This is a genomic window from Stenotrophomonas sp. HMSC10F07 (assembly GCF_001807895.1).
Classification (GTDB): domain Bacteria; phylum Pseudomonadota; class Gammaproteobacteria; order Xanthomonadales; family Xanthomonadaceae; genus Stenotrophomonas; species Stenotrophomonas sepilia.
Window position 1 is genome coordinate 1 of sequence record NZ_KV791443.1, and the last position, 15,205, is coordinate 15,205.

Here is a 15,205-nt window from a genome sequence, read left to right on the forward strand (position 1 = left end):
CGCCCCCAGCCGGAAAGGCTGGGGGCGCGTTCGGTAGTGCCGGCCGCTGGCCGGCAACGTCGACGAACACCTGCAGCCAGGCATGGCCTGGCTCTACTGACGGGCCCGGCGGGAGTATGCTGGCCGCATGCAGACATCCACCGAGCTTGCGCGGCCGATCGACCGCTATTTCGCCAGCTACTCCGACGACCACCGCAACGTGATCAACCAGCGCATCCACGTGGTGGCGGTGCCGGCGATCCTGTGGTCGGTGGTGGCCCTGCTGTGGTGCCTGCCGCCGCTGATCACCTGGTTCCAGTACGGCATCTGGTCGGCGTTCGCGATGTTCAGCGCCTGGTGCTTCTACAACAAGCTGTCGCGCCCCCTGGGCATCGGCATGCTCGTCCAGTTCTTCGTATTCGGCTGCCTGTGCCGCCTGCTGGAGGCCGAGATCGGCCTGCATGCGCTGCGCTGGCTGGCGGTGGGCGTGTTCGTGGTGGCCTGGATCGCGCAGTTCATCGGCCACACGTTCGAGGGTCGCAAGCCCAGCTTCCTGACCGACCTGACCTACCTGCTGATCGGCCCGGCCTGGGTGATGGCCAAGTTCTATCGCAAGCTCGACTGGCGCTACTGATCGCGGGCGGCCGACAGCGGCCGTCGTTTCCTGAACGGGCGAATTCCATCACCCACGCTCCACGGCGGCCCTGCCAGCCTGCGCCGGTGACTCGCTCCCCGCTTCCCGTCCGTTGACGGCAGCCCCTGTGCGACAGGGCCTGCGGTCTCCCTGCGTGGGCGTAGGGTGTCCCCGAGAGCAACCCGGGAGGGACTGCAGGAACGTGATGTTGCGCCGCAGAAAAAATGAATCAGCGAACGTTACATGCAATTGATCGCTGTTCGATGGGTTTCGGCGACATTTCGCAGCCTGTTATTCTCCCTGACCTGCTCGTGAATCATGGATTCCCTGCATGCTCCCCAGCCTGCCCCTGCTGCTGGCCCTGCCGTTCCTGATGGCAGCGGCTGTTGCGGCCTTCCCCCGTAGTTCGCGCTCGACTGCTGCCTGGCTGGCGGCACTGGCGCCGTTGGGCGGGCTGGCCATCCTCGGCTGGCTGACCCCGGCAGTACTCGATGGCCAGGTGGTCCGCACCCTGGTCCCCTGGCTTCCACAGATCGGGCTGGACTTCACCCTGCGCCTGGACGGGCTGGCCTGGATGTTCGCCGGGCTGGTGCTCGGCATCGGCGCCCTGGTGGTGCTGTATGCGCGCTACTACCTGAGCCAGCAGGACAACGCGCACCGCTTCTACTGCTACCTGCTGCTGTTCATGGGCGCCATGCTGGGGATGGTGCTGTCGGGCAACCTGCTGTTGCTGATGATCTTCTGGGAAATGACCAGCATCAGCTCGTTCCTGCTGATCGGCTTCTGGTCGCACCGCCAGGACGCACGCGAAGGCGCGCGCATGGCGTTGGTGATCACCGGCGGCGGCGGCCTGGCCCTGCTCGGTGGCGTGCTGCTGATCGGCCGCATCGTCGGCAGCTTCGACCTGGATGTGGTGCTGGCCGCCGGCGAGCAGATCCGCGCCAGCACGCTGTACCCGTACGCCCTGTTCCTGGTGCTGGCCGGCATCTTCACCAAGAGCGCGCAGTTCCCGTTCCACTTCTGGCTGCCGCACGCGATGGCAGCGCCGACCCCGGTCTCGGCCTACCTGCACTCGGCCACCATGGTGAAGGCCGGCGTGTTCCTGCTGGCGCGGCTGCATCCGGCGCTGGCCGGCAGCGACCTGTTCTTCTATACGGTCAGCGGCATCGGCGCGCTGACCCTGCTGATCGGTGCCTGGAACGCGATCTTCCAGCACGACCTGAAAGGCCTGCTGGCGTACTCGACCATTTCCCACCTGGGCCTGATCACCCTGCTGTTCGGCCTGTCCACGCCGATGGCGGTGGTCGCCGGCGTGTTCCACATCCTCAACCACGCCACCTTCAAGGCCTCGCTGTTCATGGCCGCCGGCATCATCGATCACGAAACCGGCACCCGCGACATGCGCAAGCTGGGGGGGCTGCGCAGGCTGATGCCGTTCACCAGCGCGCTGGCGATCATCGCCTCGCTGGCGATGGCCGGGATCCCGCTGCTCAACGGCTTCCTGTCCAAGGAAATGCTGTTCGCCGAAGCGATTACGGCCGGCGGCCCGGGCATCATGCGCACGGCGGTGTCGATCGCTGCGTTGCTGGCAGGCGTGTTCGGCGTGGCGTACAGCCTGCGCTTCGTGCACGACACCTTCTTCGGCGCTGGCCCGCACGACCTGGACCGCGTGCCCCACGAGCCGCCGCGCTGGATGAAGGTGCCGGTGGAGCTGCTGGTGGTGATCTGTGTGGCGGTGGGCGTGGCACCCGCACTGACCGTCGCGCCGGTGCTGCACGCCGCTGCGGCCTCGATCCTCGGCACCGCCATGCCCGAATACAGCCTGGCGGTGTGGCACGGCTTCAACCTGCCGCTGGCGATGAGCGCGATCGGCGTGGTCGGTGGCGTGGCGCTGTACTTCGGCCTGCGCAGGCTGATCAACCTGCATGCCGTGACCAATGTCAGCACGGGCCGCAATGTGTTCCACGCCCAGCTGGACGCCGTGTCCGCGCTGGCGATGCGCCTGACCAATGGCATCGCCAATGGCAGCCTGCAGCGCATGCTGCTGGGCCTGGTGCTGGTGGCGATCGTGGTTGCCGCTGCGCCGTTCGTGGCCAACCCAGCCTCGCCGAACTGGACCGCGCCGCAGCCGATTCCGCTGCTGGGTTGGGCCCTGTGGCTGGTGATGATGGCCTGCGCGGTCGCCACCCTGCGCATCTACAAGCAGCGCCTGCTGGCGGTGCTGCTGGTCGGCGGCGTCGGCCTGATGGTGGCGCTGACCTTCGTGTTCCTGTCCGCGCCCGACCTGGCCCTCACCCAGCTGCTGGTGGAGATGGTGACGCTGGTGCTGATGCTGCTGGGCATGAATTACCTGCCCGCGCAGTCCGGGCCTGAGCGGCCGCGCTGGCGCAAGCGCCGCGACGCGGTGATCGCGATCATCGCCGGTGCCGGGCTTGGCGCGCTGGCCTATTCGGCGATGACCCTGCCGCCGAACACCATGGCCGGCGAGCTGCTCGCCCGCGCGTTGCCCGAGGCCTACGGCCAGAACGTGGTCAACGTGATCCTGGTCGACTTCCGCGGCTTCGATACCTTCGGCGAGATCACCGTGTTCGGCATCGCCGCGCTGGTGGTGCATGCGCTGCTGCGGCGTACGCGGATGGCACCGGAGCAGATCATGCCCGGCCCGCCGATCAAGCTGCCGGTGCCGGCCGACCTGGCGCAGATCATGTTCCCGCTGACCCTGACCGTGTCGATTTTCCTGTTCCTGCGCGGGCACAACGCACCGGGTGGCGGCTTCATCGCCGGCCTGGTGTTGGCAGTGCCGCTGCTGATCCAGTACGTGATCCAGGGCACTGCATCGGTGGAGTCGCGCTTCGGCTTCGACTACATCCGCTGCATCGGCATGGGCCTGCTGATCGCCCTGCTCAGCGGCAGCGCCTCGATGCTGTTCGGCGTGCCGTTCCTGACCAGCGGCCATCTCGACCTGCACCTGCCGCTGATCGGCGACGTACCGCTGGCCAGCGCAATCGGCTTCGACATCGGCGTCTATCTGGTGGTGTTCGGCGGCGCCATGCTGATGCTGTCGATGATGGGCACGATCAAGCCGTCGCGAACCCGCACCGCCCGCAAGGGTGAGATCGACCTGCAACGCCGCTCGGCACGCACCGGGGAGATGCACTGATGGAACTGGCCCTGGCTACCGCGATCGGCGTGCTGACCGCCATCGGCATCTACCTGCTGCTGCGTGCGCGCAGCTTCGATGTCATCCTCGGCATGACCTTCCTGTCCTACGCCACCAACCTGCTGATCTTCGCCGGCGGCCGCGTGGTGCTGGGCAAGGCGCCGGTGCTGCAGGAAGGCGTGGACAGCCACCTGGGCAACTACACCGACCCGCTGCCACAGGCGCTGGTGCTGACCGCGATCGTGATCGCCTTTGCGATGACCGCGGTGAGCATTGTGCTGGCCATGCGCAGCCGCAGCGACAACCACAGCGACCACGTGGATGCCCACGAGCCGGATGACGACCTGCAGGACGAGCGCGTGCCGCCGCGCCAGGGCGAGGACCGCGCATGAACCACCTGGTGATCCTGCCGATCCTGATTCCGCTGCTGGGTGCGGCGCTGTCGCTGTTCGTCGAACACCGCCGCTATGGCCCGAGGGTGCAGCGGGCGGTGGCCTGGACCGCGCTGTCGGCGCTGGCGCTGGCAGTCGGGCTGCTGTTTGCCACCACGGCCAGTGGTGAAATCAACGTCTACCTGCTGGGCGACTGGCCGTCACGGCTGGGCATCGCGCTGGTGGCCGACCGGCTGTCGGCGTGGATGCTGCTGACCACCCTGCTGCTGGCCATTCCCTGCCTGCTGCATGCCTGCTCGGGCTGGGACCGCCGCGCGCCGCACTTCCATGCGCTGTTCCAGTTCCAGCTGGTCGGTCTCAACGGTGCGTTCCTGACTGGCGACATCTTCAACCTGTTCGTGTTCTTCGAAGTGATGCTGATCGCCTCCTACGGCCTGCTGCTCAGTGGTGGCCGCGGCCTGCGCATGCGCATCGGCCTGCATTACGTGGTGTTCAACGTCACCGCCTCGACCCTGTTCCTGGTCGCGCTGGGCCTGCTGTATGCCTCGCTGGGCTCATTGAACATGGCCGAGCTGTCGCAGCGCATCGCCGAGGTACCGCCGGCACAGCTGACCCTGGTGAAGGCGACCATGGGCCTGTTGCTGCTGGTGTTCTGCGCCAAGGCCGCGCTGATGCCGCTGTACCTGTGGCTGCCGGAAGCCTATTCGCGCGCACCGGCGGCGGTGGCGGCGCTGTTCGCGATCATGACCAAGGTCGGCCTGTACTCGGTGCTGCGCATCCAGATGCTGTGGTTCGGCGACGATGCCGGCGCGATGGCCGGCTATGGCCGCGACTGGCTGCTGTGGGCCGGCGTCGCGACGCTGGTGCTGGGCGGCCTCGGCGCGCTGGCCGCGACCCGCCTGCGCGTACTGATCTCCTACCTGGTGATCGTGTCGGCGGCCACGCTGTTCATCGCCTTCTCGGTGGGCACGCCACAGGTGCTCTCGGCTGGCCTGTACTACCTGCCACACAGCAGCTTCGTCGCTGCCGCGCTGTTCCTGGTTGCCGATCTGATCCGTCGCCGTCGCGGTGGCGCCAGCGACCGCAAGGAAGTGGTCGCGCCGATGCCAGGCAAGGAGACGCCCGCCGTGTTGTTCCTGATCGGCGCGGTGTCGGTGGCCGGCCTGCCGCCGCTGTCCGGCTTCCTGGCCAAGGCTGCGCTGCTGGCCGGCATGCCGGCGCAGTACACCGGCCCGGTCTGGACCGCCGTTCTGGCCAGCAGCCTGCTGGTGATCATGGGCCTGACCCGGGGGGGCATCCGCCTGTTCTGGCGCGTGCCCCCGGTCGATCCGGAAGCGCCGGTACCGCGCAAGGCGCGGCTGCGCCGGGTCGAGCTGTACGCGGCCTGCATCCTGCTGGCCTACGGCATCGGCATGACCCTGGCCGCAGCACCGCTGATGCGCTACACCGACGCCACCGCCGCGCAGCTGCTGCACCCCAGCGAGTACGTGCAGCAGCTGCGTGCGACTGCACCGGAGATCCGCCAGCCATGACCGCCCAGCGCTCCCTGTTCCGTCGCCTGATTCCGTCGCCGATGCTGAGCATCATGGTGGTGGCGTTCTGGCTGCTGATGTCCGACAGCTTCACCCTTGGCCAGATCGTGCTGGGCCTGCTGCTGGGCGTGGTGGTGCCGCTGTTCGCCGCACGCCTGGACCGCGAGTTCGCCCGCATCGGCACCCTGCGCCCGTTGCCGAAACTGCTGTGCGTGACCCTGTGGGACATCCTGATGTCCAACATCCGTGTCGCCCTGCAGGTACTGGGGCCGGAGAAGAACATCCACCCCGGTTTCATCTGGCTGCCGCTGGACATTGCCAACATCCATGGCATCGCTGCGCTGACCAGCATGATCACGCTGACCCCGGGCACGGTCTCGGCCGCGCTCAGCGACGACCGCAAGTACCTGCTGGTGCACGTGCTGCACCTGGAGGACCCGCAGGACCTGATCGATACGATCAAGCGCCGTTACGAGGCGCCGTTGATGGAGATCTTCCCATGACCGGTTTTGAAGTCATCCAGACCACCCTGGTGGTGTGCATGCACGTGGTCGGCCTGGCGATGCTGCTGGCCACCTGGCGGCTGTTGCGCGGGCCGACCGTGCCCGACCGCATCCTCGCGCTGGACACGCTGTCGGTGACCGCGATCGCTGAGCTGATGCTGTTCGGCATGTACCTCAACTCGCCGATCTACTTCGAGGCGGCGCTGATCATCGCCATGCTCGGCTTCGGCAGCACCGTGGTGCTGAGCAAGTTCGTGCTGCGCCGGGACATCGTCGAATGATCACCGCGATCCAGATCGTCCTGTCGATCCTGCTGCTGTTCGGCTGCTTCTTCATCCTGGTCGGCGCACTGGGCCTGGTGAAGCTGTCCACCTTCTTCAAGCGCCTGCACGCACCGACCAAGGCCAGCACGCTGGGCGTGGGCTGCGTGCTGGTGTGCTCGGTGTGCTACCACATCTTCCTCGGCCAGGACCCGCAGCCACGCGAGCTGCTGATCACCGTGTTCCTGTTCATCACCGCACCGATCAGCGCGCACATGATGGCCAAGGCGGCGTTGTCGCTGCTGATGGAAACCCGCCCCAGCCTGCCGGGCAACGAGCCGGCCGCCGAGGAGCAGCTGCCGCCGCCGGAACCGGTGCGGGAAGAAGAAACCACGCAGAACCGGTAAATCCGGTAGCGGCCGACCTTGGTCGGCGCATTGTTTGCGCGAGTGCCAACCAAGGTTGGCACCCACCGGATGATCGGTGGTGGGTGCCGACCGTTGGTCGGCACGAAATCAACCGCATCCACGCATGGCGTGGATCTACAACGCCGGTGCGCCGACCAGCAGCAGCTCCAGCACGAACCAGCCTACGAACGCGACCAGCAGGATCCCGCCTTCGCCACGACTGATCTTCAGGTCGCCGCGCAGCATCGGGTACAGCACCAGCGCGAACGCCAACAGCGCCGGCAGTTCCAGGCGCACGAACGAGGCCGGCAAGGCCAACGGCTGCAACACCGCCATCGCGCCGATCACCAGCAGCAGGTTGACCACACTGGAACCCAGCACGTGGCCGAGCACCATGTCGCCATGCCCGCGACGCGAGGCGGCAATGGCGGTGGCCACCTCGGGCAGTGCGGTGCCGATCGCCACCGGCAACAGGCCGACCAGCAACGGCGTCCAGCCCAGTGCGGCACCGAAGTCGGCGGCAGCCCCCACCACCAGGCGCGCGCCCCAGTACAGGGTCAGTGCGGCGATCAACACGCGCAGCACGTTCAACGGCAGGCTGGTGCGGCTCAGCGCGGATTCGGCGATGGCGGCCTGCACCTCGGCGCTCTCGACGCGGCCGCGGCGCAGCAGCAGCACCTGCACGACGATGAAGCCCGCCACCAGCACGCCGCCTTCCCAGCGCACCAGGTGACCATCCAGGCCGAACAGGATCAGCAGCACGGCGGCCGCCAGCAGCGACCACCACAGCACCGCCTGCAGGCGCGCGCGCAGCAGCAGGGGGGCGGCGACGGCGGCCACCGCCAGGGTCAAGCCCAGATTGACGATGCTGCTGCCCACTGCATTGCCCAGTGCCAGCTCCGGTTGGCCGACCGCCAGCGCACGTGCGTTGACCGCCAGTTCCGGCAACGAGGTGGTCACGCCGAGCAGCAGCAGCCCAGCAGTGAACGGGCTGGCCCCGAAGCGCTGGGCCAGGCCAGAGACGGCCTTGACGATGGAGTCCCCGCCCAGTGCCAGCAGCAGCAGGCCGAGCAGGAACCAGGCAATGGCAATGGCGATCATCGAGCACTCCCCAGCAGTGGTGGCGCGATTCTACGCTTGGCCCGAGCGCATGGCTGGGCGATGGATCAAGGATCAGCCACAGCCTTCCGCATAGTCGACCTGCGGGGTCTGCCCGACCCGCCAGGCCCCCACCCGGCCATCGGCACCGAGCGCGAAGTCGATCACTGCCCCGCCCTCCTGCGCCGGCCGCACGCGCAGGTGCTGGGCCTTCTCGTCGTACTTATCGGGACCGACGTCAGCGCGCTCGGGATACAGCACCTGCAGCTCGCCCAGGGTCATGCCGACCTTGCCGCCGCCCGGTGCGGTAATGGCGGCGCTGCGCACGTCGTAGCGCACCAGCTTGCGGCCTTCGATCATCAGCCGCGGGTCCTCGGCATCCTGCGGGCGAAGGAAGTAGCAGCCGTCGTTGCCGTCGTCGGCGGGCAGCGGCTTGCCGGCGGCATCGGTGCCCAGCCCCTGCAGTGGCGTGCCAAAACCACTGCGGACTTCGGCGATGCCGGTGCCCAGCTTCGCACCCGCGAAGCCGTCCAGGCGAGCCGGACTGTCCTTGCGGAGGTCGTTCGCCGGGCGGGCCGCCAGATCAGGATCCGTCGACTGGGCCGGACCGGTCGCCGAGGCGGTTTCCGCCGGGGTATCGCTGCCGCTGCCGGCGGCGCCCTGCTTGTCGGGGCCGCCACTGCATGCGGCGAGCGAAAGGAGCAACAGACCAGCAATCGGGAGGTGCTTCATCGGTGCGGTTCCCTGGCACGAAGGTAGCTGCACGCTAGCGCAGCGCGCGTGCAGAGGCTGCATTGTCATCGCGGTTTCATCGCCCTCGTTCAGGCTCGGCATGCACCGACCTGGCTGTCCCTTCCATGCAACCGCGCAAGACCGAACTCGCCCGAACCGCGCTGCAGGCCCATCGCGCGCCGCTGGACATGCGCCAGCGCCGGTTGCTGATCCTGTGCGACGGCCAACGCAGCATCACCGACCTGACCGGTCTGCTCGGCCAGGATGCGCCCGCGATGGTCATCCAGCTGGTGCAGGCCGGCTACCTGAGCACCGGCACCGGTGCCGCAGCCCCGCCACCGCCGCCGGCAGCCACGGTAGAGCCGCAGCCCGCGACACCTGCCGCAGCTGCTGCCATAGCGGTCGAACGCCGCCGCTCGCTGGTGTCCGCGCGCATCTATGTGCTGGGCATCCTGGAAATGCAGCGCCACCCGCAGGCGGCGGCGCTGTTCCGCGACCTGCAGCAGGCACGCGCCGAAAGTGAAGTACTGCAGGTGCTGCACTCGGCGATGCGGATGCTGCCCGGGCTGACTTCGGAAGGCTATTGCCAGCGTGTACGCCAACGCCTGCTGGAAGCGCTGCCGTTGGAGCACTGCGACGCGTTCGCCGAGGTGGCCTGAAGAAAAAGGGGACGGAGGGGATTAAGTCGTTTCAAGCACACGTGTGCTGATTGCGGCTTAATCCCCTCCGTCCCCTTTTTCGGGTCAGCGGAAGTTGTTGCGCAGGCCGTTCCAGCACTGCTGGTAGTCGCCCTGGCGGTGGCCGGCGGCCAGGGCCTGTGCGGTCGGGCGGATCACCGCGCGGGTCTCGAACATGAAGGCCATCGTGTCCTTGATCACGTCCGCCTTGGACAGATCGGCATTGGACGCCTTGTCGAAGGTCGGCGCGTCCGGGCCGTGGCCGCTCATGCAGTTGTGCAGCGATGCGCCACCCGGCACGAAGCCTTCGGCCTTGGCATCGTAGGCGCCATGCACCAGGCCCATGAACTCGCTGGCGATGTTGCGGTGGAACCACGGCGGGCGGAAGGTGTCCTGCGCCACCAGCCAGCGCGGCGGGAAGATCGCGAAGTCCATGTTGCTGGTCCCCGGCGTGTCGCTGGGCGAATGCAGCACCAGGAAGATCGACGGATCCGGGTGGTCGTAGCTGATCGAACCGAGGGTGTTGAAGCGGCGCAGGTCGTAGCGGTACGGCGCGTAATTGCCGTGCCAGGCCACCACGTCCAGCGGCGAATGGTCGATCGGCGCACGCCACAGGCGGCCCTCGAACTTGGCGATCAGCTCGAAGTCACCGTCGATGTCCTCGAACGCTGCGTGCGGGGTCTCGAAGTCGCGCGGATTGGCCAGTCCGTTGGAACCGATCGGGCCTAGGTCGGGTAACTTCAGCAGCGCACCGTAGTTCTCGCAGATGTAGCCGCGACTGGGGCCGTCCGGCAGCTCGACGCAGAAGCGCACGCCGCGCGGGATCACCGCAATCTGCTGCGGCTCGATCTCGATCACGCCCAGCTCGGTCAGCAGGCGCAGCGCGCCCAGCTGCGGCACGATCAGCAGCTCACCGTCGGCATCGTAGAAGTAGCGGCCGACCATGTCGCGGTTGGCAGCGTAGAGGTGGATGCCCACGCCAGCATGCGCGTCGGGCGAACCGTTGCCACCCATCGTGTACAGGCCTTCGACGAAGTCGGTCGGCAGCTCCGGCAGCGGCAGCGGACTCCAGCGCAGCTGGTTCGGCGAGGCCGGCTGTGCGCCGAAATCACATTGCAGCTGCGACTGCGCGAACGGGGTGAACTCGCCATGGGTCACCGCCGGACGGATCCGGTACAGCCAGCTGCGGCGATTGCTGCCGCGCGGCGCGGTGAAGGCGGTGCCGGTCAACTGTTCGGCGTACAGGCCGTGGGCCACCTTCTGCGGCGAGTTCTGCCCGACCGGCAGCGCGCCGGCGACGGCCTCGGTGGCGAACTCGTTGCCAAAGCCGGACTGGTAGCCGCGGGCGATGATGGCGGGGGACATGGGAACTCCAGAGATGGCCGGCCAGCGGCCGGCACTACCATTCGGACAGGCAATGTCGACCGGAAGCCGACATGGCCTGCAGACCTTACAGCACGCCGCGGCGGATCTGGTCGCGCTCGATGCTCTCGAACAGCGCGGTGAAGTTGCCTTCGCCGAAGCCCTCGTTGCCCTTGCGCTGGATGATCTCGAAGAAGATCGGGCCGATGCAGTTCTGGGTGAAGATCTGCAGCAGCTTGCGCTGGTGGGTTTCCGGATCGGCATCGATCAGGATCTTGTTCCTGGCCAGGCGCGGTACGTCTTCACCGTGGTTCGGCACGCGCTGGTCGATCACGTCGAAGTAGGTCTCCGGCGTGTCGAGGAAGTCCACGCCCTGCGCGCGCATCGCTTCAACGGTCTCATAGATGTTCTCGGTGAAGCAGGCGATATGCTGGATGCCCTCGCCCTTGTACGCGTCCAGGTACTCGTTGATCTGGCTCTTCGGGTCGGACGATTCGTTCAGCGGGATGCGCACGATGCCGTCCGGCGCGGTCATCGCCTTGGACACCAGGCCGGTCTTCAGGCCCTTGATGTCGAAGTAGCGGATCTCGCGGAAGTTGAACAGGCGCTCGTAGTAGTCCGACCACTGCTGCATGTTGCCGAAGTACAGGTTGTGGGTCAGGTGGTCGATGAAGGTCAGGCCGAAGCCCACCGGGTGCAGGTCGGCACCGGCGATCGGCTCGTAGTCGCCGTCGTAGACGCTGCCGGCCGCGCCGTAGCGGTCGACCAGGTACAGCATGCAGTCGCCGATGCCCTTGATGACCGGCGCGCTGACCGCCTTGCTGTCCGGCTTGAAGGCGATGGCTTCGGCGCCGTTGCCCAGCGCGGCCTGGTAGACCTCCTGGCCCGGCTTCTTGAAGCGGATGGCGAAGCCGCAGGCGCACGGACCGTGCTTTTCGGCGAAGTCGGCGGCGAACGAATCGGGGTCTTCATTGACCAGGAAGTTGACGTCGCCCTGGCGATAGACGGTAATCGGACGCTGCTTGTGCTTGAGCACCGCGCTGAAGCCCATCTTCCGGAAGTACTCGTGCAGCTCCTGGCCGCGGCCGGCCGGGGCGGCGAATTCGACGAACTCGAAGCCGTCGATGCCCATCGGGTTCTCGAAGGTGGTGACCTGCATGCCGGGGTTGGGGTGCGAGGCGGTCGGGACTGCGGTATTCATGGCGTGGCTCCGAATCGGTACCGCATCGGTACAAACCAGGTGCGGGCAGGTAGGGACCCGGCGAGAATGCAGGGTCTGGACCTACCCCTTATAGTTACACTTGAAACCACCAGCAAGGTGCACCGCAACATGAGCCCCGATCCCGCCTCAACCCGCCTGCGTGCCTCGCACGTCCTGCTCGACCTGGAACAGTTCCTGCCGTACCGGCTGAGCGTGCTGTCCAACCGGGTCAGCGGCAACATCGCCAAGCTGTACGGCGATCGTTACGGTCTGGCGATCCCCGAGTGGCGGGTGATCACCATCCTGGCGCTGTACCCGGGCTCCTCGGCCAGCGAGGTCTCCGACCGCACGGCGATGGACAAGGTGGCGGTCAGCCGCGCCGTGGCCCGCCTGCTGGAGCGCGGCTTCATCAAGCGCGAGACGCATGGCGACGACCGCCGCCGCTCGGTACTGGCGCTGTCGGCCGCCGGTTTCGAGGTGTACGAGACCATCGCGCCGATGGTGATCGAGATCACCCGCAAGCTGATGTCGGTGCTGAGCGAGGAGGAAGAGCAGGTGCTGGAAAAGCTGATCCTGCGCTTGGCCGGCGAAGGCCTGGAGCGGATGGGCGAAGGGGTCTGAAAGAAAAAGGGGACGGAGGGGATTAAGTCGTTTTGGGCCCCAAGTCGCGGGTGCCGACCCTGGCCGGTAGCGGAACAGCGGCTGGGCGATTGTCGTCCGCCACCTTTGATCTGACGGGACCCGCTCTTTGGCGGGCTGTGGGCCGGCCACAAACAAGGCCATCGGACACATTCACTTCCCGCGGAACCCGTCCTGAAGTGTCGCCCTCGCCCGGCGGCATTTCCGCATTGGCCCGATACGGCCCGTTTCCGCGAGGCTGGTGTATCGAAACAGGCTGATCCAGTGAGTTCTCCTATTGGACTGTCCGTGTGTACGGCCTGACGGTAAGCGTTCAACGGGTACCAGCCCGGCCATGGATCCACATCGGACGGGCTCCCTCATGGATGACTCGCGTTCAACGCCGCCGCATGGCCAGGAATTGCTGGCCGATCTCAGAGCGCTGATCTGTGCCGCGCGCAGCAGGATGCACAGAACCATCAACGCCGAACTGACCCTGCTGTACTGGCGAATCGGGCGTCGCATCCATGTTGACCAGATGGCTGGGCAACGTGCGCGCTACGGAGAGGTCCTCTTCCCACGGATAGCCAAGGCGCTGTCCGCCGAGTTCGGTACCTCCTTCGGTGAGAAGAGCTTGCGCAGGATGGTGCAGTTCTCCACCGCATTTGCAGATGAGCAGATTGTCGTATCGCTGATACGACAATTGAGCTGGACTCACTTCATCGCGCTGATCCCACTGGCGGATCCGCTCAAGCGCGACTTCTATGCGCAGATGGCCGCCACCGAGGGCTGGAGCGTGCGCACATTGCGCCAACGCATCGATTCGATGCTGTACGAGCGCACGGCGCTTTCCAGTCAACCCGAGCAGACCATCGCCGAAGAGTTGGCAGCACTGCGCGGCAACCAGCAGCTGTCTCCGGGGCTGGTACTGCGTGATCCCTACGTACTGGATTTTCTTGGCCTGAAGGACAGCTGGGATGAGCAGGACCTTGAAAGCGCGATCCTTCGCGAGATGCAGGGCTTCCTGCTCGAACTTGGCACGGGTTTCAGTTTCGTCGCCCGCCAGAAGCGCATCCAGATCGATGGTGATGACTTCCACCTGGACCTGCTGTTCTACAACCGGCGTCTGCGCAGGCTGATCGCCATCGAGCTGAAGATCGGCGAGTTCAAGCCCGCCTACAAAGGGCAGATGGAACTCTACCTTCGATGGCTGGACCGCTACGAACGTGAGGACGGCGAGCAGGCGCCGTTGGGCATCATCCTCTGCACAGGGAAGAAGGCCGGCCAGATCGAATTGCTGGAGCTGGACCGCTCAGGCATCCATGTTGCGGAATACCTGACCACCCTGCCCTCTCGTGAGGTCCTCGAGCAAAGATTGCAGACCGCCATGGAGCGGGCCCGGCAACAGCTGCAGACTGCGGCACCCAGCCCCCTGTAGATCCGCGCCGTGCGTGGATGGCGCCCGCGCCTCAGCTCAGGTGCTTGCGCCGTGCGTGGATCCACGGCACGGCCAGTGCTGCGATGGCGCCGCCGGCGAAGCCCAGCGAGGCGGCAACCGTGGCGGCTTCGACGGCCCCGGGCAGCGCCAGCGCCGCAGCCACCAGCAGCAGCGACGGCAGGCCGACGAAGGTGCCCAGGAAGAAATGCCAGCGCGGTGACCATGTATTGAGCTGCAGCAGGCTGACCGGTTGCCAGGTGTCGGACGCGGCATCCTCGGCGATCTTCGCCACTACCTTGCCCAGATCCACTTCCGGCAGCGCGCGCCCCGGGCGGACGGTCGCCAGCAGTTCGGCCACGGCCTCCACCGGTGGGAAGCTGGACGGCCACGCCACCGGGGCCGGCACGCCGTAAGCGGTCAGCAGCGGCACGCTCAGCCACGGCGCCACCAGCGGGCGCATGCGGCGGCGGCCATGCACGCACCAGGTCTGCGGCTGTCCATGCGCGCTGACGTTGTACAGCGCCAGTTCGTTGGCGGGCGGATAACCCAGCATGGTCACCCGCGCCGCCAGACTGTCCTGGCCCATCGCACGCAGGAAGCCCGGGCGGCTGCGCCCTTCCTGCATCCACGCCAGGCCCAGCGCACCCACCAGGTACGCCTCCGCCACGTCCTTGCTGCCCGCAGTGGCGCGCTCATCACTGGCCAGGTACCACGCCAACGACTTCGGCTCGGCGACATCCTCCAGGCCCCATCGGCTGTCATCCCCCAGCACGTGCCGCACCGGCAGGCGGGCAGGCGCAGTTTCGCCACGCTCCCCGGTCTGCAGGAACGGCAGCACGCCCTGGATGAAGGTGGACAGCTCGATCGCGCGCGCGCCATGGCCCTGCCATTCCGGCGGCAGCAGCCCGGCCAGCTGGCCCTCGGCCGCCAGCGCATCAAGCCGCGCCTTCTGCTCGACCAGCTTCTGTACCGCGCCCTTCAACACCACGTTGTCGGGCAACGCGATCTGCGGCAGGCGGTGACGGGGCGGGGCCAGTTCGACGGTGTCCTCGCCGGTGCCGGCGTCGTCCAACAAGGTTTCCTGCGCCGGCAAGGTCACGCCTTCGCCTGCCCCACCCTCGGCCAGGTGGCTGGCAGGTTCGGGCAATCGTTCGGCGTGGTCGCTGTGCATGGGCGTTCCGGTAGGTTGCGTCGACGGGGCGTCGACTGAAG

15 protein-coding genes are annotated in these 15,205 nt (G+C 67.1%); 10 read left to right on the forward strand and 5 right to left on the reverse strand.

Annotated features, from left to right (window positions below):
- Nucleotides 1-127: 127 nt before the first annotated feature.
- The 7 genes from HMPREF3114_RS17490 (at nt 128) to HMPREF3114_RS17520 (ending at nt 6,867) form a co-directional block, all read left to right on the forward strand.
- The gene (locus tag HMPREF3114_RS17490; protein ID WP_053497697.1) at nt 128-613 is read left to right on the forward strand and encodes an Mpo1 family 2-hydroxy fatty acid dioxygenase; all 486 of its coding nucleotides are present in this window, start codon (nt 128-130) and stop codon (nt 611-613) included.
- Nucleotides 614-944: 331 nt separating this feature from the next.
- Entirely contained in the window at nt 945-3,773 is a 2,829-nt protein-coding gene (locus HMPREF3114_RS17495) for a monovalent cation/H+ antiporter subunit A (protein ID WP_053497699.1), read from the forward strand.
- Nucleotides 3,773-4,165: a Na+/H+ antiporter subunit C gene (locus tag HMPREF3114_RS17500; RefSeq protein WP_005419863.1), complete on the forward strand. Its 393-nt coding sequence runs from the start codon at nt 3,773-3,775 to the stop codon at nt 4,163-4,165. The genes HMPREF3114_RS17495 and HMPREF3114_RS17500 overlap by 1 nt, the downstream gene beginning before the upstream one ends.
- Nucleotides 4,162-5,697: a monovalent cation/H+ antiporter subunit D gene (locus tag HMPREF3114_RS17505; protein WP_070490168.1), complete on the forward strand. Its 1,536-nt coding sequence runs from the start codon at nt 4,162-4,164 to the stop codon at nt 5,695-5,697. Before HMPREF3114_RS17500 ends, HMPREF3114_RS17505 begins: the two co-directional genes overlap by 4 nt.
- On the forward strand, nt 5,694-6,200 hold the full coding sequence (locus HMPREF3114_RS17510; RefSeq protein ID WP_005419867.1) for a Na+/H+ antiporter subunit E: 507 nt from the start codon (nt 5,694-5,696) through the stop codon (nt 6,198-6,200). Before HMPREF3114_RS17505 ends, HMPREF3114_RS17510 begins: the two co-directional genes overlap by 4 nt.
- A complete protein-coding gene (locus HMPREF3114_RS17515) occupies nt 6,197-6,481 on the forward strand; it encodes a K+/H+ antiporter subunit F (protein ID WP_005411334.1) in 285 nt (94 codons plus the stop codon). The genes HMPREF3114_RS17510 and HMPREF3114_RS17515 overlap by 4 nt, the downstream gene beginning before the upstream one ends.
- Nucleotides 6,478-6,867, forward strand: a complete 390-nt coding sequence (locus HMPREF3114_RS17520) for a Na+/H+ antiporter subunit G (protein WP_005419868.1) — start codon at nt 6,478-6,480, stop codon at nt 6,865-6,867. The genes HMPREF3114_RS17515 and HMPREF3114_RS17520 overlap by 4 nt, the downstream gene beginning before the upstream one ends.
- 135 nt (nt 6,868-7,002) lie before the next feature.
- Here the strand turns inward: HMPREF3114_RS17520 and HMPREF3114_RS17525 are convergent, their stop codons facing one another.
- Nucleotides 7,003-7,968, reverse strand: a complete 966-nt coding sequence (locus tag HMPREF3114_RS17525; protein WP_005419870.1) for a sodium:calcium antiporter — start codon at nt 7,966-7,968, stop codon at nt 7,003-7,005.
- A 72-nt stretch (nt 7,969-8,040) separates the two neighbouring features.
- The gene (locus HMPREF3114_RS17530) at nt 8,041-8,697 is read right to left on the reverse strand and encodes a hypothetical protein (RefSeq protein WP_053497705.1); all 657 of its coding nucleotides are present in this window, start codon (nt 8,695-8,697) and stop codon (nt 8,041-8,043) included.
- A gap of 125 nt (nt 8,698-8,822) precedes the next feature.
- On the opposite strand from HMPREF3114_RS17530, the gene HMPREF3114_RS17535 reads away from it, so the two are divergent.
- Nucleotides 8,823-9,356, forward strand: a complete 534-nt coding sequence (locus HMPREF3114_RS17535) for a hypothetical protein (RefSeq protein WP_070490170.1) — start codon at nt 8,823-8,825, stop codon at nt 9,354-9,356.
- Between the two features lie 84 nt (nt 9,357-9,440).
- Here HMPREF3114_RS17535 and hmgA read toward each other — a convergent pair whose 3' ends face one another.
- The gene (hmgA, locus tag HMPREF3114_RS17540) at nt 9,441-10,739 is read right to left on the reverse strand and encodes a homogentisate 1,2-dioxygenase (RefSeq protein WP_070490172.1); all 1,299 of its coding nucleotides are present in this window, start codon (nt 10,737-10,739) and stop codon (nt 9,441-9,443) included.
- Nucleotides 10,740-10,824: 85 nt separating this feature from the next.
- Nucleotides 10,825-11,937, reverse strand: coding sequence for a 4-hydroxyphenylpyruvate dioxygenase (hppD, locus tag HMPREF3114_RS17545; RefSeq protein ID WP_175421884.1), 1,113 nt, complete (start codon nt 11,935-11,937; stop codon nt 10,825-10,827).
- Nucleotides 11,938-12,066: 129 nt separating this feature from the next.
- Between hppD and HMPREF3114_RS17550 the strand changes: the two genes are divergently transcribed.
- Nucleotides 12,067-12,558 carry a MarR family winged helix-turn-helix transcriptional regulator gene (locus HMPREF3114_RS17550; protein ID WP_005419884.1) on the forward strand — a complete coding sequence of 164 codons (492 nt, stop codon included), beginning with the start codon at nt 12,067-12,069 and terminating at the stop codon, nt 12,556-12,558.
- A 379-nt stretch (nt 12,559-12,937) separates the two neighbouring features.
- The gene (locus HMPREF3114_RS17555) at nt 12,938-13,993 is read left to right on the forward strand and encodes a PDDEXK nuclease domain-containing protein (protein WP_070490174.1); all 1,056 of its coding nucleotides are present in this window, start codon (nt 12,938-12,940) and stop codon (nt 13,991-13,993) included.
- Between the two features lie 31 nt (nt 13,994-14,024).
- Here HMPREF3114_RS17555 and HMPREF3114_RS17560 read toward each other — a convergent pair whose 3' ends face one another.
- On the reverse strand, nt 14,025-15,164 hold the full coding sequence (locus HMPREF3114_RS17560) for a hypothetical protein (RefSeq protein ID WP_070490176.1): 1,140 nt from the start codon (nt 15,162-15,164) through the stop codon (nt 14,025-14,027).
- Nucleotides 15,165-15,205 lie beyond the last annotated feature (41 nt).